The organism is Mucilaginibacter terrae (assembly GCF_042679325.1).
Lineage (GTDB): Bacteria > Bacteroidota > Bacteroidia > Sphingobacteriales > Sphingobacteriaceae > Mucilaginibacter > Mucilaginibacter terrae.
The window spans coordinates 609,948-629,161 of sequence record NZ_JBHTMJ010000003.1; the positions used below are offsets into that span (position 1 = coordinate 609,948).

Sequence of the window (19,214 nt, forward strand, 5' to 3'; positions counted from 1 at the left end):
TGCTATGAAAAGATATTTATGGCTTTTGCCGTTAATAATGTTGCACTTTTCGGGTTTCGCTCAAGACAAGGATTTTTACATATTCCTTTGCTTCGGTCAATCGAACATGGAGGGTAATCCTAAATTTGAACCTCAGGATACGGTGGCTAACGAAAGGTTTCGGGTTTTACAGGCTGTTGATTGCCCGGAGCGTCAACGTTTAAAAGATCATTGGTATGCAGCCGTGCCGCCTTTGTGCCGCTGCAACACCGGTTTATCACCAGCCGATTATTTTGGAAAAACAATGCTGGCTAACCTTCCTGCAAAGGTGAAAATAGGTATCATTAATGTATCTGTAGCAGGTTCTAAGATCGAAATTTTCGACAAGGATAACCATAAAACTTATTTAGAAACCGCACCCGAATGGATGAAAAAAATGGCAGCCGAATATAATAACAATCCTTATGCCCGCCTGGTTGAATTGGCAAAGCTCGCCCAAAAGGCAGGAGTAATTAAAGGGATTTTATTACATCAGGGAGAGTCGAACACTAATGATACTTTATGGACGCAAAAAGTACACAACGTGTATAGCAACCTTATTAAAGATTTAAAACTTAAACCTAAATCAGTACCTCTGTTGGCTGGTGAAGTGGTGAATGCCGACCAAAATGGGCTTTGTGCAGGAATGAACAAAATTATAGCCACGTTGCCAGATGCTATCCCGAATGCGCATGTAATATCCTCTGCCGGTTGCACTTGCGGTAAAGACAGGCTGCACTTTACCGCCGAAGGTTGTCGCAAGCTTGGCACACGTTATGGCGTAAAAATGCTGGAAATTTTAGGCTACAAAGTGGCAAAAGCAGAATAATCAAATTTGCTTATACAATGAAAATTAAATTTTTAATTATAGTAAAGGCAAGTTTAGCAGGTTTCCTCTTATCGTTGCAAATGCTGCTGCCGGCTCATGCTAAAGCACAGGATACCTTAGCGTTATATAACGAACAAGTCCCTAACTCAAAGCAGGGCAAACTGGCACCTTTGCCCAGCAAGCTATCGCCCGGACTTATTTACCGTGTCATCCGTCCATCACTTGAAATTTATTTGCCCAATGCAGGAACCGCTAACGGTACTGCGGTGCTGATTTGCCCGGGTGGTAGTTATAAAGTGCTGACTTACAATGGTGAAGGCGTGGCAACAGCTAAGGCTTTTGCGCAAAAAGGGATCACTGCTTTTGTGCTCAAGTACCGCCTTCCCGATGATTCCCTGATGATGGACAAGAGCATTGGTCCGTTGCAGGATGCGCAGCAGGCTATCAAACTAATTAGGGAGAATGCTGCCAAATGGAACCTGAATATCAATAAGATAGGGGTGGCTGGGTTTTCAGCAGGGGGGCATTTGGCTTCTACGCTGGCCACGCACTACAGGCAGCCTGTAACACCTAATGCCAATAATACCAGTTTAAGGCCCGATTTTGTAATTTTAGTATATCCGGTGGTTAGCATGCAGGACTCACTTACTCATGCCGATTCGAGGAGGAATTTGCTGGGTAATCACCCATCGGCGAAGCTTATTGATTTGTATTCTAATGAGTTACAGGTAGATGCCCATACCCCGCCTACATATTTAACCCACGCCGGCGACGATCAATTGGTTGACGTAGATAACAGTATTGTGTTTTATGAAAAGCTACGCCACTTGCGTGTACCTGTGGAAATGCACCTTTTTCCAAAGGGTGGTCATGGGTTTATTTTTGGAATGCCCGATTGGACTGTGCCGCTGTTTAACTGGATGAAACGCGGAAAATGGATCAATTAAACTTTATATAATCACGAAAAAATACGAAAAAGTAGCTTATTGCGTGAAAAATTACATAAAACCACATCGAAGAATCAAGCATTTTCAGGATAACCAATGATGAAGAAATATTTACAAAGCTGGTTCTTAGTTGCAGCTGCTACGCTCCTGGTTACAGTGGCAAATGCTCAAAACCCACTGATCACAAATCAGTTCACGGCCGATCCATCGGCCAGGGTTTTTAACGGTAGGGTGTACGTATATCCTTCGCACGATATTAAGGCAGCTCCCGGTCGCGGCCGGGCTGGTTGGTTTGTAATGGAAGACTATCATGTGTTTTCGTCGGGCAACCTTACCGACTGGACCGACCACGGTATGATTGTTAGCCAAACTACGGTACCCTGGGCCGACCCGGCATCATACAGTATGTGGGCGCCCGATTGCATTGCCCGTAACGGTAAATACTACTTCTATTTTCCAACCACTACCAAACCGCAAACTGCCGGAGGGCGGGGTCGTTTTGCCATTGGCGTAGCCGTTGCCGATAAACCAACCGGGCCGTTTAAAATTCAACCGGAACCTATTAAAGGCGTGTTGGGTATAGATCCTAATGTGTTTATAGATGATGATGGGCAAGCATACCTGTACTGGTCGCAGGGAAATATTTTTGCAGCCAAGCTAAAAGCCAATATGCTGGAGATAGAAGGCGAAGTGCAAACCCTTACAGACCTGCCCGTTAAAGGACTTAAAGAAGGCCCTTATATGTACAAACACAAGGGTACCTACTATTTAACCTACCCGCATGTGGAAAACAAGATAGAAAGGTTAGAGTATGCCACCAGTAAAAGTCCGTTGGGGCCGTTTAAGTTTACGGGCGTAATTATGGACGAAAACCCAACCGGCTGCTGGACTAATCACCATTCTATTATCGAATACCAAGGGCAGCACTACCTGTTCTATCACAGTAGTGACCTGTCGCCTAACTTCGACAAAAACCGATCTATCCGTGCCGATAGCTTGTTCTTTAATGCCGGTGGCACTATCAAAAAAGTAATTCCTACCCTCCGTGGCGTTGGCCTTACACAAGCTTTAAGCAAAATACAGATTGATCGTTACAGCGAAAAAGGCGACAATGCAACGGTAAAATTTATTGATACGGCCAAGGTATTTGAAGGATGGAAAACTAATTTGCCTGCTACTAAAAACGGTTGGATCAGGTACAATAGTGTGAATTTTGGTAAAGTTAAAAATGTAACGGTGAGAGTATGGTCGGGTCAGGGCGGCACCTTAGAGATCAGGGATGCTGCTGCTACCGGTAATTTGATAGCTAAGGTTAAAGTACCAAAAGGTGCTTCCTGGCGCGAGGTTACTGTTCCGGTGAGTTCAATTAAGCAAGGGGTACATCATTTGGTTATTGCTGCAAAAAATTCTGCTGTAGAAGTCGACTGGATCAGTTTCCGGTAATGTACCAAAAGGCGGGTAAGTTATTATAAATTGAAGCAGAACAATACCAAACGCCAAAATCAGCATACAAACTACGCTTGTTACGCACATTTAAACTTCTGTACGATAGGTTTGAACGTAAGTATCATTACAACAGGGTAAGTACTATTAATTTAGCCCTGCCATACAGCAGTTCATCAGCATCAAACCTAAGCAGTTCTTCAAATTAACTGTACAACTTAATAATAATGCATTTCAACAAACGAGTGTATAAAAGTTTTTTAATAACATTAGCCCTGGTTATTTCCATCGCTTCATTGGTGAAAGCGCAAAACCCTATTGTGCAAACCATCTATACCGCCGATCCGGCACCGATGGTGTATAAGGATACTTTGTTTTTGTACACCGGGCACGATGAAGACAAATCTACCTGGTTCACCATGAAAGACTGGCACGTTTACGCCACTACCGATATGGTAAACTGGACCGACCGCGGCGTTGGGTTATCACTTAAAAACTTCAGCTGGGCAACTAAAGATGCCTGGGCAGGGCAAACTATCGAAAGAAACGGCAAGTTTTACTGGTATGTGCCGGTAAATGCCAAAAATGGCGGCATGTCAATAGGGGTAGCCGTTTCCAGTAGTCCAACAGGCCCTTTCAAAGACGTGCTGGATAAGCCCCTGATTTCAGGCGGCTGGGGCTATATAGATCCGTCGGTTTTTATTGATGACGACGGGCAGGCTTATTTGTACTGGGGAAACCCGCACCTGTATTATGTGAAGCTGAATAAGGATATGGTATCGTACGACCAAAATGTGGGAATAGTTAAAGTTCCGCTAACCGATGAAGCCTTTAAGCTGCGCATTCATAATGCTAAAAATACATTCGCCTGGGCGCAGTCCATCAACGGGTTAGAATCGCACAGTGTAAAGAATGCTGCCGACAATAAATACTATTGGTATGTGAGTGCGGTAGACAAAACCACCCAGCAAAAGGTAATTGGAGTTGCCGTGGGCGATAGGGCTATCGGCCCATTTAAAGATGTGCTGGGTAAACCGCTCATTGCCGAACATACACAGGATGAGCGCCTCAACCCCACCATTATTACAGATGAGGATAAGCAATTGTGGCTAACGTGGGGTAATTCAAATTTATGGCAGGTTAAGCTGAATAAGGACATGACATCTTATGATGCTGGAATTAACGCTGTACCTGCCGATAAGAAAAAATGGTTTACCGACAAAATAGCCGGAACCGTAAACAGTACCGAAAAACGGTTTACCACTTACGAAGAAGGTCCCTGGCTTTACAAGCGTAACAAGTTATATTACTTATTGTACCCGGCAGGTGGTGTGCCCGAACATTTAGCTTATTCAACCGGTCCGAGTGCTACCGGTCCGTGGACGTACCGCGATACCATTATGGATGTGATAGGCAAGGGGGGAGCCTTCACTAATCATCCGGGTTTGGTAGATTTTAAAGGGAAAACTTACCTATTCTATCATAACGGCGCTTTGCCGGGTGGCGGTGGTTTTACGCGCTCGGTATGCGTTGATGAGGCAATGTTTAATGCCGACGGTACCTTGGGCATAATCAAACCGGGCGCAGCTGGCATTGAAAAAGCCGTTCGAAATTTAAACCCATACATGAGGGTAGAAGCAGAAACCATTGCCTGGGAACAAGGTATAGAAATAGCATCGGCCGATAAGGCAGGTATTTATGTAACCGATATTGACAACGGCGATTACATCAAAATAAGAAGCGTAAACTTTAATAAAGGTGCCAAATTATTCCAGGCCAATATAGCGGCTTTAGCTGGCGGAAGCATAGAGATCAGGTTGGATAAACCAAACGGCACCCTAAGTGGTACCTGTGCAATTAAGCCGGGTACCAGGGCAGTTGATTGGCAAACGGCCTCTGCTAAAGTGACCAATATTACAGGCCTGCACGATGTTTACCTGGTTTTTAAAGGTGTGAGCGGGCATCTGTTCAACTTTAACTGGTGGAAGTTTACCGGTAAGTAGTTTTGAGGGATCTATCCATTATCAAACTTTGTTTTTAACAGCACATGCAATTCATTAATAACATTATACAATTCAAAAAGCGCTATAAGTTTTCGGCAATACGTGGTATGCTAACACTGGTTGGTTTGTTAGGCGCTAACCAGGTGTATGCCCAATCTGCCACCTGGCTGGATGAGTTGGATTTGAGTGCCGCTACGCAGGGTTATGGCGTACCCAAAAAAAATAAAACGGTTGATGGCAAAACGTTGACCATTGCCGGTAAAACCTTTGAAAGGGGCTTCGGTACACATGCCGAAAGCTCTTTATTTATTCAGCTTAAGGGTAAAGCCTCCAAATTTACAGCGCATGTTGGTATGGACGATGAGGTTACCGGCCATGATTCCGCTGCCGAATTTTTGCTTTATGGCGATGGTAAAAAACTATGGACAAGCGGCGTAATGCACATAGGCGATAGCGCTCGCTTATGTTCGGTACCGCTTACCGGTGTTCAAAAGCTTGAACTGGTAGTTGCCGATGGCGGTAACGGTAATTATTACGACCATGCCGATTGGGCCAATGCCCGCTTTGAAACTACAGGCGCTGTTCAGTTTGCCACCATTAACCTGGTACCCAAAGAGCCCTATATACTAACTCCGCCAGCACCCGCCACACCCCGTATTAACGGCGCGAGCGTCTTTGGCGTTCGTCCGGGGTCACCTTTTCAGTTTATGGTACCTGCTACGGGTAACAGGCCCATGGCTTTTGCTGCTGCCGGTTTGCCTGCAGGGTTAAAGTTGGATGCTAAAACAGGTATTATTACCGGCAAGTTGACCAAGGTTGGGACTTATATGGTTACCCTAACAGCAAAGAATGCAAAGGGTAGGGCAGCAAGGAAGCTACGCATTGTATGCGGCGATAAAATTGCGCTCACCCCACCTATGGGCTGGAATAGCTGGAACTGTTTCGCGGGCGAGGTATCGGCCGAAAAAGTGAAACGTGCAGCAGCAGCCATGGTAAGCAGCGGCCTGGTTAATCACGGTTGGAATTATATTAATGTTGACGATTTTTGGCAAAACCACCGCGACTCCAAAGATCAAACGCTGCGCGGCAAATTCAGAGATGAAGCCGGTAACATTATCCCTAACGTTAGGTTTGGCGATATGAAAGCACTGGCCGATCATGTTCACCAATTAGGTTTGAAAATTGGTTTGTACTCCAGCCCTGGTCCGTGGACTTGTGGCGGCTGTGCGGGCAGTTACGGGTACGAAAAACAGGATGCACTAAGCTATGCCAAATGGGGTTTCGATTACCTTAAATATGACTGGTGCAGCTATGGTAATGTGATAGACGGCATGCCGGGTGACGACCCTTACAAAGTATCGTCTTTATCGTACAAAGGCGGTAATGTTTTAAATACGGCCGTTAAACCTTTTGACCTGATGGGCAAACTGCTGCGTGAGCAGCCGCGCGATATTGTTTTTAGCCTGTGCCAGTACGGCATGTCGGACGTTTGGAAATGGGGGAATTCGGTAGGCGGAACGGCATGGCGCACCACAAACGATATTACCGATACCTGGGTAAGCGTAAAAGGCATAGCTTTAGCGCAAGATAAAGCAGCCGAATATGCGAAGCCCGGTAACTGGAACGATCCCGATATGCTGGTAATTGGTACCGTAGGCTGGGGAAATCCACACCCGAGCAAGTTAAAGCCCGACGAACAATATTTGCACTTTAGCCTATGGAGTTTGTTTTCGGCACCGCTCCTCATTGGCTGCGATATGGAAAAATTAGATGCCTTTACCCTCAACCTGCTCACTAACGATGAAGTGATTGCCGTTAACCAGGACCCGCTGGGCAAGCAAGCTACCTGCATGCAAATCATTGGCGACCTGCGTATTTACGTGAAGCAACTGGAAGACGGTAGTAGGGCTGTTGGTTTCTGTAATTTTGGTAACCAAATAGTAGAGCTTAATTATCATGATTTTAACAAAATTGGTATAAAAGGCAAACAAAAAGTACGCGATCTATGGCGTCAAAAAGAAGTGAGCACTATTTCGGCAAATACTAATCTGGCGGTTAAGGTACCGGTACACGGGGTGGTGTTGTATAAATTTAGTGCGGTGAAGTAGTAAGATTTTCTGATTAATTATGGCGTGTATGTTAGCCATTTGGCTAAATAAATATCCAATTATAAGCCTGCACTGGCCTTGCGGGCAAACTAAAAAATAACCTTATGAAAAAAAGTATTTACCTATGGATGCTTTTAAGCATTGTATTATCTCTACCGGCCATTGCGCAGCCCATAAAAAAAACGCAGTTTGGGGCACGGGTAAAAGTAAATACAACCTGGATACATATACAGTTTTATTCGCCTTCTATCGTTAGGATTTTAAAATATCCGGGCGATGAAGAAGTAAAAAAAGAGAGCTTATCGGTAATTAAAACCCCTCAGCAAGTAGCCTATACAGCAAAGCAAAGCGGTGACCAGTTTACCTTAAAGAGTAAAGAACTCCAGGTAACGCTTGATGTAAAAAGCGGGCAGTTAACTTTCAGCACACCTTCGGGCACGGCACTTTTAAAAGAGAAGGTTTCTTCTGAGGCGTTTACTCCATTTAACGATGCCGGCTCATCAACTTACTCGGTTACCCAGGCATTTCAGTTAGATCAGGAGGAAGCTATTTACGGGTTAGGGCAACAACAACGCGGTAAAATGAGCCAGCGTAACTTAAAACTTAATATGGTTCAGGGTAATACGGATGATTATATCCCATTTTTTCAGTCGGTTAAAGGATACGGATTATATTGGGATAATTATTCGCCTACGGTATTTGAAGATAAGCCAGAGGGTACCCTGTTCAAATCGGATGTGGGCGACTGTATAGATTATTATTTTATGTATGGCGGCAATGCCGATGAGGTTATTAGCCGTATGCGCGATTTAACCGGGCAGGCACCCATGTTCCCGTTGTGGACCTTTGGTTTTTGGCAAAGCAAAGAGCGGTATAAAAGTCAGGATGAAGTAGTTAATGTAATAAAAAAGCACCGTGAATTAGGTGTACCGCTTGATGGTATTATTCAGGACTGGCAGTATTGGGGCAACAATTACCTTTGGAATGCCATGGATTTCCTGAATCCCGAGTTTTCAAATCCACAAAAAATGGTTAATGATGTGCATCAGTTAAAGGCGCACATGATCATCTCTATATGGAGTTCTTTTGGCCCTTACACCAAACCATATCGTGCGTTAGATAGTATAGGTGCCCTTTTCAAATTCAATACCTGGCCTCAATCGGGGTCTGAGAAGTGGCCGCCTAACCAGGATTACCCTTCAGGGGTAAGAGTTTACGATGCTTATAATCCAAAAGCGCGCGATATTTATTGGAATTACCTCAACAAAGGTGTCTTTTCTTTAGGCATGGACGGCTGGTGGATGGATTCTACAGAACCCGATCATCTTGATTTTAAGCCCGGTGACTTTAATACAAAAACTTATTTGGGCTCATTCAGAAAAGTGCGGAATGCCTACCCGTTAATGACTGTTGGCGGTGTTGCCCAGCACCAGCGTACGCAAAGTGCCGATAAACGGGTATTTATTTTAACCCGTTCCGCATTTGCAGGTCAGCAAAGGTACGGGGCTAACACCTGGTCGGGCGATGTAACGGCCTCTTGGCAAGCGTTAAAAAACCAGATCTCGGCCGGGTTAAATTTTTCCCTGTGCGGTATTCCTTACTGGAATTCTGATATAGGCGGCTTTTTTCTGAACAACTACCGCAGGCGTTTAAATGATCCTGAATACAGAGAGCTTTATGTAAGGTGGCTGCAGTTTGGTGCGTTTTGCCCTATGATGCGCTCGCATGGTGCCGATGCCCCGAGAGAGATCTATCAGTTCGGGAAAAAAGGTGACAAGGCTTATGATGCGATTGAGAAGTATATCAACCTTCGTTACCGGTTGCTGCCTTATACTTATTCTACTTCCTGGGAGGTTACGTCGCGCCAATCGAGCATGATGCGGGCGTTGGTAATGGATTTTGCGAGTGATAAGAACGCGCTGGATATTAACGACGAGTTTATGTTCGGCAAATCTTTACTGGTTGCTCCCGTTACCCAGGCCATGTATGTAAAACCCGTAGTTGAAGGTGCCAATACCCTGCAACAGGAAGATTTTTCAAAAACAGGAACTAAACAGGTGTACCTGCCCGGCAACGGCATTTGGTACGATTTCTGGACCGGCGAAAAAACAAGCGGAGGAAAATCTATCAGCAAAGCCGCCGGGTTGGATATTATACCGCTTTATGTAAAAGCCGGCAGCATTTTACCGCTCGGACCCCAGGTGCAGTTTGCGGAAGAAAAAAAATGGGATAATCTGGAAATAGTGGTTTATCCCGGCGCAGACGGTGATTTTACACTGTACGAGGATGAGAACGATAATTACCACTACGAAGAAGGCAAATATTCTGAGATCAAGTTCCACTGGAATGATGCCAAACATAGCCTTCAAATTTCCACGCGTAAAGGTGCATTTAACGGCATGCTAAACCAGCGGAAGTTTACTATCGTGTTCGCACCAGCCATGACCAATGATGGAAGTCATCAGGGTAAAGTTCTTAACTATACCGGTACGGCTCAACAAGTAAAATTATGATCAAATTAAACAATATTAAAGGTCTGCACTTCGGCTTTTCCATGCTTTTTGTAATGATAGGAATGGTTTGTAAAGGCCAAAACCCCATTATACAAACCAAATACACGGCCGATCCTGCACCGATGGTGTACCACGATACCGTCTTTCTGTACACCAGCCACGATGAGGACGATTCCCCTCCCGGACAAGGCAAATTTTTGATGCGTAACTGGCTCTGCTATACCTCAACCGATATGGTGAACTGGACCGATCATGGCGAAGTGGCATCTCTCAAAAACTTTAAATGGGCCGATAAAGCCATAACCGGATGGGGCGGGTTTGACAATGGTGCCTGGGCGCCGCAGGTAATTGAGCGTAACGGCAAATTTTACATGTACTGCCCGGTGCAGGGCAGGGGCATAGGGGTACTTGTAGCCGATAATCCATACGGGCCTTTTAAAGACCCTATTGGCAGCCCGCTTATTGGTGCGAAGTACGACAGTATAGATCCAACCGTGTTTGTTAACGATGATGGTCAGGCGTATCTATACTGGGGCAATCCTAATTTATGGTATGTTAAGCTGAACAAAGACATGATCTCTTTAGCGGGGGAAATCACCAAGGATAGTTCGGTAGCCAAGCGTGCAGGCCAACCCGATCCTTTTCACTACCAGGAAGGTCCCTGGGCTTATAAGCGCAACGGTCACTATTACATGGCTTACGCATCTACCTGCTGCCCCGAAGGCATTGGCTACGCCATGAGCAAGAGCCCTTTAGGCCCTTGGGAGTACAAGGGCTATGTCATGAAGCCTAACAAATTATCAACCGGAAATCATCCCGGCATTATAGATTATAAAGGGAAATCGTACGTGTTCGGGTTTAACTTCAGGCTGAATTTTATGGAGACCACCCAGCATCATGAAAGGCGTTCGGTTTGCGTTGCCGAAATAACTTACAATGCCGACGGCACCATTACAGAGCAACCCTGGTGGCAGGAGGAAGGTATTGCACCAAACGGTAGCTTAAATCCATTTACCCGCAACGAGGCCGAAACCATTGCCTGGGAAAAGGGATTAAAAACTGCCAAAGATAGTCTGAAAGGTATGTATGTTACCGCGGTAGATAACAACGACTATATTAAAGTTCGTGGTGTGCAGTTTAAAAAAGCGGCAAAATCTTTTGAGGTGAGCATAGCCGCTGCATCTTCAGGAGGAACTATCGAAATCCATTTAGATAGTTTGGAAGGTAAGTTGCTGGGCTCGTGTAGTGTGGTTGCTACTGGTGGCTGGAATAAATGGGTCACTAAATCCTGTAAAATTCAGCAGCTAAAAGGACTGCATGATATTTACTTTGTTTTTAAAGGAGCAGACGGACAATTGTTTAATATAGATTGGTGGAAGTTTAAATAGGGTTTAAAAGGAATTTCAGTTCCAGTTGATATAAGTTAACCGTTCCCGTTCCATCCATATTATTTATTTGGTGGTGGCTTTTGTAGCCGTATTTGTACGCTTTCAACATTAAATATTAATAAAAATCTGGCTAATGAAATTTCTCCTGATAATTTGCATCACTCTACTGCCTGCATGGGCCTTATGCCAGGTTTATCAAAAGCACACGGTAAAGCCCGATCGGCTATCTATCGAACTTTCTGAGGGAGTACTTGATCTTATTCCATTGTCGTCAATGGCGGTTCGGGTGCAATGGCATAAGGGTACGCTAAAAGAAACGCAGCACCTAATTCTGGTGAACAAACTTGCGGTTCCAAAGTTCGGCGTTACTACAACGCCTTTAGAGCTTAAAATGAGCACATCATCCATCAATGTTAGGTTTACTAAAAAAAGTGGTACACTCACTTTTGCCGATAGCAACGGGAAGATATTTTTGCAGGAAAAAGCCGGTAGCCGCAGGCTTAATGCCGATAGTGTTTTAGGTGAGAAGTGTTTTGTTGCCGAGCAAGGTTTTCTAACTATGCCGGGCGAATCTTTGTTCGGCTTAGGTCAGTTTCAGGATGGCAACTTCGATCTTAAAAATGTAAGCCGCAAGCTAACCCAGGTAAACACCCAAATTGCTATTCCCTTTCTGTATTCGAGCAATAACTACGGCATATTGTGGCATCAATATGGGCTAACGTATTTTAACCCTTCAGATAATGTGGTTAAGCTTATTAAAAGAGATACTACTGCAGGAGGTAAAACGGATGCGGAAGTAACCACTATCGCTGGTACGCAAAAAGTTTCGCAGCAACAAGCAGTTTATAGGGGTGAGTTTAAGATTGATCACGATGGAAATTATTCGTTATTGCTTGATTTAGGTGATATGGATAACCGGCACCTCGTTGTTATTAACGGGGTAACGCAAATAGATCAATCCAATTTATGGCTACCTCCTACTGCAGGTAAGCTGGTGGCATTAAAAGCCGGATTGCATACTGTTCAAATTGTATGTAAGGCCACCAATACTCCTAAACTTACCTGGAAACCGGCCGATGATATAACCACTTTTCGTTCGCCACAGGCTAAAGCGTTAGACTATGTGGTGTTTCGCGGTAATAATGCCGATGAGGTGATCAAAAACTATAGAAATTTATCGGGGCAGGTGCCCATGCTCCCTTTATGGGCTTACGGGTTTTGGCAATGCCGTGAGCGTTATACTTCTGGAAATCATTTGGTAGAAACTGTTAAGGAATTCAGGAAAAGAAATTTGCCTATGGATGTTATTGTGCAGGATTGGCAATATTGGGGTAAATACGGCTGGGGGGTACCTAAGTTTGATGAAACCAACTATCCCGACCCGGCTGGCTTTATTAAGCAGCTACACAACTTAAATGCACGCTTTTCTGTGTCTGTATGGGAAAACCTCGATAAGCGGTCGGAGGTGGCTAAAGATTATATTGACAAAAAGCTGTATATCCCTAACAGCCCCTGGATAGATATTTTCAATCCTGAAACGCAAAAAACACATTGGAACGCACTCAATCACAATCTCTTTGCCAATGGGGTAGATTCCTGGTGGATGGATGCAACCGAACCTGAGAATGATGCACTTACCGGGAAACAAACCTATTTGGGCTTAGGGAACTTTTACAGATTAATATATCCGCTTTTTGTAAGTAAAGCGGTTTATGAAGGTCAACGCAAAACTGATCCTCAAAAGCGGGTAGCCATACTCACCCGGTCGGCCTTTGCCGGTCAGCAGCGGTATGGCACCATCAATTGGTCGGGCGATATTGGCGGAACGTGGGACACTTACAAACGGCAAATTGTTGCCGGCTTAAATTACAGCATGACAGGCATGCCATATTGGACAACCGATATCGGCGGCTTTTTCCGTCCCGGTCGCTCGCAATATACCGATGAGAAATACCACGAATTATTAACGCGCTGGTTTCAGTGGGGAACGTTCAATACCATATTCAGGATACACGGTTACCAATCGGAAACCGAGCCCTGGAAATACGGTGCAACGGTAGAAAACAACATGCGTACCATGCTAAACCTGCGCTATCAGCTTATGCCTTATATCTATTCGTCGGCCTGGGAGATCTCCAGTGGTAGCTCTACCATGATGCGCCCGCTGGTTATGGACTTTGCAAATGATAAGCAGGCCGTAAAGCAGCCCTATGAATATATGTTTGGTAAGGCTATGCTGGTGGCACCAGTTACGGAAGCCGGTGTAAAAGAGCAAATGGTTTATTTACCAAAATTTACCGTATGGTACGATTGGTGGAGTGGTACACGCTACACCGGCGGACAAACCATTAACGCCGATGCCTCACTGGAAAAAATACCTTTATTTGTTAAAGCGGGTTCCATAATACCTGTGGGCCCCATTCAGCAATATACCAGCCAAAAGCCAGCAAATTCTTTAAATATCCGCATTTACAGCGGCGCAAACGGTAAGTTTGAGCTATACGAAGATGAAGGCGATAATTACAACTACGAGACGGGTAAATATAACCTGGTGCCATTTTACTGGAACAATGCCGCAAGAACTTTAACCATAGGTCTGGCTAAAGGGAAGCACTTTACCGGACAAATTAACAACAGAAATTTTGTAATTACATTGATTAATGGTGACAAAGCCGTAGCTACAGGTATTAATAAGCAAATTAAGCTACATTATACCGGCAAGCAACTCATTACTAAAATTGAATAATAAAAACCCGGATAAATACCTGGAAATTTTGTTTAATAATCTTCGGCAAACAGCCTGTTTTATATGGCAAACGCTTTTAAAAGTTGAGGGGATGTGCGGTTCTTCTATTTAAAGGGGTGGAGGATGCGTGTCTTTCTTTTACAGGTAATAATCCATGTATAAATTGATCTATAAAACATCCCTTACAACGCTCAATACAGCACTCCCCATCTCAGGAGGGAAATAAAATTTAAAAGTGATTTCCCCTGGTCTATTTTTAAATTTATACGTTGATGATGATTAATTTAAAAACTGATATACAAGCTTAGGCATTGTTTATTTGATACCTCAATAGGCAATTAAATCGTAATAACATACCGTATTTATCTTGGGCAGGTATATTCGATCACTCATTATTAGTGCGCAACAGAGGGTGCGCCTAAATAACTTGGATATCGGTCATCCGGGTTTACTGCAATACGTTCCAGCACTATTTCAGGATCGATCATATATATCTTAATAGTATGCATACCCGGTGTTTTCACATCTAAATTTGTATCCAGCCAACGTAAGTTATCAAATATTTCACTACGCCGCTGCTGCCTGCGCGAAACAAGCGCATAATCAGTACCCAAAGGAGGGAGTGGTTTTAGTACTAACGAGTGAGAAAGATTGGCCTGAGTATATTCATTAAAAGTATCTACATAGCCTTTTCTTGCATCCAATATTACTGGTTTGCCATCATCTATTCCAACAGCAATACGCAGGCCACGAGCAGGATTTATATCCTGTGTAGGCAAAATACCAACGCAAACTTTGGCTTGCCCGCCGGTTGCCAAAAAAACCTGGTACTCCAGGCGTGGAGCATTCTCCGGCATAGTACTCGCAGCGGTAACAGGATATATACCCATACAGGCATCAGCGCGGCCTAAATCTGGAAGCACTTTCCATGTGGCCTCTTTTCCCGGAATATTTTTAACAAACTTATTAGCAGGAATAGTAAACTCGCCCGAAAATCCACCATAATACCTGGTTTTGGCAACAGGCACGGCAACTTTAAGTGTTTTTATGGTTACAGGTATGTTTACATCTCCCTGCACAATTTCTACCAAGCCATCCGCACTACCCTGGGGTGCATTTTTCCAATCTATATTTACCAAAATTCGCTGCTCTTTTGCTACACTACCTTTGTTGGCGCTAAGCTTTATCCAGGGTTTATTAGCCTTTGCCATAAAATTAACTGTACCTGTGCCTCTATTAAACACGTCTATATAATACTGTTGTTGATCAAGCGCGTCAAACTGAGGTAGCCCGGCTTTACCGGTAGCACCCGGCCATGCTTCTGTACTTCCTTCAACGGCCACACCTAATGCAGCAGTTGCCAATGGGGTAACTTCAATTAAGTTTGGCAAACTATTTTGCGCCGGCATAGACCACTGGCGATAACCAATGTGTACATCACTCATCATTTTTTGCCATTTGGTGTTGGCAATGGAATCGTTAAAACGAGCGCTAAGACTTTTATCCAGTTCAAAAAGATCACGTGCACGTTTGGCATAATCATTTGCACTGATTCTTCCTTGCTTTGCGTAAACATTATTACGCCCCGCAGCTAAATAGATTTCTGCAACGCCAGCCGAAGCTTTGGTTGGATATAGTACCAGCTGATAATAAGCGTCTTTTGCCTCTGAGGGTATTTTGCTTTCGAGAGCTTCAGCTTTGGCGGTCAGGTCTTTCCACTTTTTAAGTACCCTGTCGGCTTCATGATAATTCACGAAACTAAATATGCGGGGATCCTGTACCTCCGCTTTGCGCATTAAATTATACTTTGAATATTTTGATACGATGTCTGCAATTTCTACAGCGTTTTTGCTCCCGAAAATACCTGTAGCCCAATCAACTAAATAACTTGAGGTTTGCGCTGCCGAAATAGCGGTAGGGTCCCAGGCATAACGCATAATAAAGTCTATCGGCATTTCTTTAGGCTTGAGGTCGCCCACGTTAACAATCCAAATACGGTCTATCCCGGTTTGATAAGCCAGGTTAAACTGTTCACGTAATTTGGGAACAGTGGTGGTATTAACCCAACGGTCGTTCCAGGGGCCGCCATTCATATCAATATGGTAATACATGCCCATACCACCCTTGCGCTTTAATTCTTTAGCCGGCCCGGTACGGCGTATGTAACCCCAGTTATTATCGCAAAACAGTAAGGTAACGTCATCGGGCACATTTAGGCCTGCATCGTAATACCGCTGTACCTCTGTAAATATGGCCCACAATTGTGGTACTTCACTGGGTTCTTTGCCATATACTTTCTTAATAATATCGCGCTGATCGGATACTACGTTTTTTAACGTTTTTATATTTTCACTATCGTCGCCTTTGCCCATGGCCACATCACCATCACCACGCATGCCCATGGTAATTAAATTATCAAAATTTTTATTGCGCTCCAAACCCTCGGTCCAAAACTTTTTCAAATTTTCAGCATTAGTTACGTAATCCCAGGCACCTATCTCATTTTTACGGTTGGTATATTCTTTTTGTGCCCGCATCATAGGTTCGTGGTGTGATGTGCCCATCACAATACCGTATTCATCAGCAAGAGCCGGACTCATAGGATCATCTTCGTTAAAGGCATTGCCCCACATGGCCGGCCAAAGATAATTGGCCTTTAAACGGAGTAATAACTCAAACATGTGTACATACGCTTTAGAGTTAATTCCGCCAAACTTTGTGCGGGCCCAGCCCGAAAAGGAAGGACTTTCATCATTGATGAATATGCCCCTGTACTTTACTTTGGGCGAAGACTGTACGTAGCGGCCTGCTTTTACATATAGTGTACTGCTTTTTTGCACAGGAGCATCGGCCCACCAGTACCATGGCGATACTCCGATTTTTTCGGACACATCATAAATACCGAAAATGGTTCCCCGCTTGTCGCTGCCTGCAATAACCAAGTTACTGCCTACCGTTTGTATAACAAAAGATTCCCATTTTCCCTTAACCGCACTTACATCTATTTTCCCTGATGCTATCAGCCCGTCTATAATTTTGCTTTTGCCTATTGTACCAACCAATATGGCACCGGCAAGGGGTTTGGTGCCGGTAACAAGGGCCGAAGCTTTACCTGTAACTTTACCTATGTCATCACTAAGGTCATTTGCGGCGCGCGTTACACCTTTCCAGTCATCGGCATCAATACAAATACGGGTTGATACACCTGAAGCGGAGATCTTAAAGGCGCCGGGGCCGGCATTATGCTGAATATATTGAGGCAATAAGCTTAATGCATTTTTTTTAAGCGGTTGTGCCCGAATTGAAGTAGCAATTAATAAAAGTGAAACAAAAAAGGCAGGGCGTTTAAATAGAATATTTAACATTGAGGGCTTGGCGTTTTGGGGTATTTGTAAAGATTTTTGTGTAATTTCTTAAATGTTTGGAGTTGAAAGTGTAAAGGGTGCTATGGTTATTACGTTCAAGTATCAATTTTCAGCTCGTCATTTTCAAAGATAGATGTGAAAGGTTTTTTGGACTTCGTTATATGTGTAATTGTATAGCATATATGTCATCGTTTTGCTATCCCAAAATTCATGAACTGATAAAAATTCATTGATGATGAGTAAAATAGGTTTGTATAATTTTTATGTTAAGCAAAATTACCACTATTTTGAACATGAGATGTACAAGGTGCTATTACCATCACATACATTAGCCATTATATTAAAAAGGCTTAATAGCAGCATTTAAATTACCTGTTATTAGTGAAAATATAAGGTGTAAATAAATACTTGTTTACCTGTTCGGCCTTCTGAAATTAGTTACTTTAGCAATACCAATAGCTAATAAACCCAATTAAACCTATTTAAAAATGGAGAGTTCACGCCGTCAATTTATCAGGCAGGCATCTATTGCCGGTGCAGGTGTAATGCTTGCAAAAACCAGTTGGAGTGCAAAAAGTTATAAGCGCATTATAGGCGCTAATGACCGTGTACGGGTGGGTGTAGTCGGCTTTTCCGACCGGCATCGCAGTTCGCATGTTCCATGTTTCATGAATCATTTTAAAGAACTCAACTTTGAGATTGTCGCGGTTTCTGATATATGGAAAACACGCCGTGATGAAGGTGCGGCCATCTGGAAAGAAAAAATGAATAATGAGGTTAAAGCCTTTCGTAACAATGATGAAATGTATAGCAGCAAAAGTGTGGATGCTGTATTTATTGGAACGGCAGATTTTCAGCATGCTTTGCATACAATTGAGGCAGTAAGAGCAGGTTGCGATGCCTATGTTGAAAAGCCCTTTGCCGAAACCATGGAAGATAATAAAGCAGCGCTTAAAGCTGTAAGGGACACAGGTAAAATAGTACAAATAGGTTCGCAGCGGCGTAGTGGTACCAATTACCATGCAGCGTACGAATTTATTAAAGCCGGTAAATTTGGACCGATAACCATGGTAGAACTTACCTGGAATGTAAACCAGCCAGGGCGCTGGCGGCGGCCCGAACTGCTTAACACGTTAAAAGAGCAAGATACAGACTGGAAGCGTTTTTTAATGAACAGGCCGTACGAAAAATTTGATCCGCGTATATATCTTGAATATCGTTTATTTTGGCCGTACTCCTCGGGTTTGCCTGGCCAGTGGATGAGCCATCAAATTGATACCGTACATTGGTTTACGGGCTTAAAGCATCCGCGTAGCGTAGTGGCTAACGGTGGCATTTATCAATGGAAAGACGGCCGCAGAAATTGGGATACTATTTTGGCTGCTTTTGACTACGGCCCGTTAAATGATATGTCTCAAGGCTTCCAGGTAACCTTTGGTTCGCGCATGCACAATGGCGATGAACATCCTGCCGAAATTTATTATTCTAATGGAGGCGAACTTAACTTGATCAACAATAAAATATCGCCCAGGGGAGGACTTACAGAAAAGATGGCCGCCGCTATGGGAATGAAGGCTAACTTGCTTCCCGAAATAAGCCTCGACAGCACGGAACAGGTGGTGGCATCGGCTAACACCGGGGGTGATAAGCTGACATCGAACCACATACGTAACTGGATGGAATGCTTACGCAGCCGCAAACAACCAAACGCGCCTGTTGAAGCAGGTTACAGCCACAGTATAGCCAACATTATGACTACCGCCGCTGCCCATACCGGTTCAAAAGCAACTTTCGACGAAAAAAGCCAGGAAGTGATGGTTAACGGTAAAGTATTCAAATATTAAAACTGCATAA

Annotated in this window: 10 protein-coding genes; 9 read left to right on the top strand and 1 reads right to left on the bottom strand. The window is 44.0% G+C overall.

Annotation, left to right across the window (positions count from 1 at the left end):
• Window positions 1–4 precede the first annotated feature (4 nt).
• From ACFQ3S_RS04675 to ACFQ3S_RS04710, 8 genes are all read left to right on the top strand, one after another.
• Window positions 5–847: a sialate O-acetylesterase gene (locus tag ACFQ3S_RS04675; protein ID WP_377161727.1), complete on the top strand. Its 843-nt coding sequence runs from the start codon at window positions 5–7 to the stop codon at window positions 845–847.
• A 17-nt stretch (window positions 848–864) separates the two neighbouring features.
• The gene (locus ACFQ3S_RS04680; protein WP_377161729.1) at window positions 865–1,794 is read left to right on the top strand and encodes an alpha/beta hydrolase; all 930 of its coding nucleotides are present in this window, start codon (window positions 865–867) and stop codon (window positions 1,792–1,794) included.
• A gap of 96 nt (window positions 1,795–1,890) precedes the next feature.
• On the top strand, window positions 1,891–3,237 hold the full coding sequence (locus tag ACFQ3S_RS04685; RefSeq protein ID WP_377161731.1) for a family 43 glycosylhydrolase: 1,347 nt from the start codon (window positions 1,891–1,893) through the stop codon (window positions 3,235–3,237).
• Between the two features lie 227 nt (window positions 3,238–3,464).
• Window positions 3,465–5,240 carry a family 43 glycosylhydrolase gene (locus ACFQ3S_RS04690; RefSeq protein ID WP_377161733.1) on the top strand — a complete coding sequence of 592 codons (1,776 nt, stop codon included), beginning with the start codon at window positions 3,465–3,467 and terminating at the stop codon, window positions 5,238–5,240.
• A 44-nt stretch (window positions 5,241–5,284) separates the two neighbouring features.
• Window positions 5,285–7,348, top strand: a complete 2,064-nt coding sequence (locus tag ACFQ3S_RS04695; RefSeq protein WP_377161735.1) for an NPCBM/NEW2 domain-containing protein — start codon at window positions 5,285–5,287, stop codon at window positions 7,346–7,348.
• Between the two features lie 104 nt (window positions 7,349–7,452).
• Window positions 7,453–9,861 (top strand): glycoside hydrolase family 31 protein, encoded by a 2,409-nt coding sequence (locus tag ACFQ3S_RS04700; protein WP_377161737.1) that lies wholly within the window; start codon window positions 7,453–7,455, stop codon window positions 9,859–9,861.
• Window positions 9,858–11,249 (top strand): glycoside hydrolase family 43 protein, encoded by a 1,392-nt coding sequence (locus ACFQ3S_RS04705; protein ID WP_377161739.1) that lies wholly within the window; start codon window positions 9,858–9,860, stop codon window positions 11,247–11,249. The genes ACFQ3S_RS04700 and ACFQ3S_RS04705 overlap by 4 nt, the downstream gene beginning before the upstream one ends.
• Before the next feature lie 133 nt (window positions 11,250–11,382).
• Window positions 11,383–13,995, top strand: a complete 2,613-nt coding sequence (locus ACFQ3S_RS04710; RefSeq protein WP_377161741.1) for a glycoside hydrolase family 31 protein — start codon at window positions 11,383–11,385, stop codon at window positions 13,993–13,995.
• 395 nt (window positions 13,996–14,390) lie between these two features.
• Here ACFQ3S_RS04710 and ACFQ3S_RS04715 read toward each other — a convergent pair whose 3' ends face one another.
• Complete coding sequence (locus tag ACFQ3S_RS04715; protein ID WP_377161743.1) at window positions 14,391–17,258, bottom strand: glycosyl hydrolase 115 family protein; 2,868 nt, start codon at window positions 17,256–17,258, stop codon at window positions 14,391–14,393.
• 590 nt (window positions 17,259–17,848) lie between these two features.
• Here ACFQ3S_RS04715 and ACFQ3S_RS04720 point away from each other — a divergent pair.
• Window positions 17,849–19,204: a Gfo/Idh/MocA family protein gene (locus ACFQ3S_RS04720; RefSeq protein ID WP_377161745.1), complete on the top strand. Its 1,356-nt coding sequence runs from the start codon at window positions 17,849–17,851 to the stop codon at window positions 19,202–19,204.
• Window positions 19,205–19,214 lie beyond the last annotated feature (10 nt).

Bases quoted from the DNA above. Each gene is read 5' to 3' on its own strand.
- ACFQ3S_RS04690 (WP_377161733.1), top strand. From the start codon at position 3,465: ATGCATTTCAACAAACGAGTGTATAAAAGTTTTTTAATAACATTAGCC.
- ACFQ3S_RS04675 (WP_377161727.1), top strand. From the start codon at position 5: ATGAAAAGATATTTATGGCTTTTGCCGTTAATAATGTTGCACTTTTCG.
- ACFQ3S_RS04700 (WP_377161737.1), top strand. From the start codon at position 7,453: ATGAAAAAAAGTATTTACCTATGGATGCTTTTAAGCATTGTATTATCT.
- ACFQ3S_RS04710 (WP_377161741.1), top strand. From the start codon at position 11,383: ATGAAATTTCTCCTGATAATTTGCATCACTCTACTGCCTGCATGGGCC.
- ACFQ3S_RS04695 (WP_377161735.1), top strand. From the start codon at position 5,285: ATGCAATTCATTAATAACATTATACAATTCAAAAAGCGCTATAAGTTT.
- ACFQ3S_RS04680 (WP_377161729.1), top strand. From the start codon at position 865: ATGAAAATTAAATTTTTAATTATAGTAAAGGCAAGTTTAGCAGGTTTC.
- ACFQ3S_RS04685 (WP_377161731.1), top strand. From the start codon at position 1,891: ATGATGAAGAAATATTTACAAAGCTGGTTCTTAGTTGCAGCTGCTACG.
- ACFQ3S_RS04705 (WP_377161739.1), top strand. From the start codon at position 9,858: ATGATCAAATTAAACAATATTAAAGGTCTGCACTTCGGCTTTTCCATG.
- ACFQ3S_RS04720 (WP_377161745.1), top strand. From the start codon at position 17,849: ATGGAGAGTTCACGCCGTCAATTTATCAGGCAGGCATCTATTGCCGGT.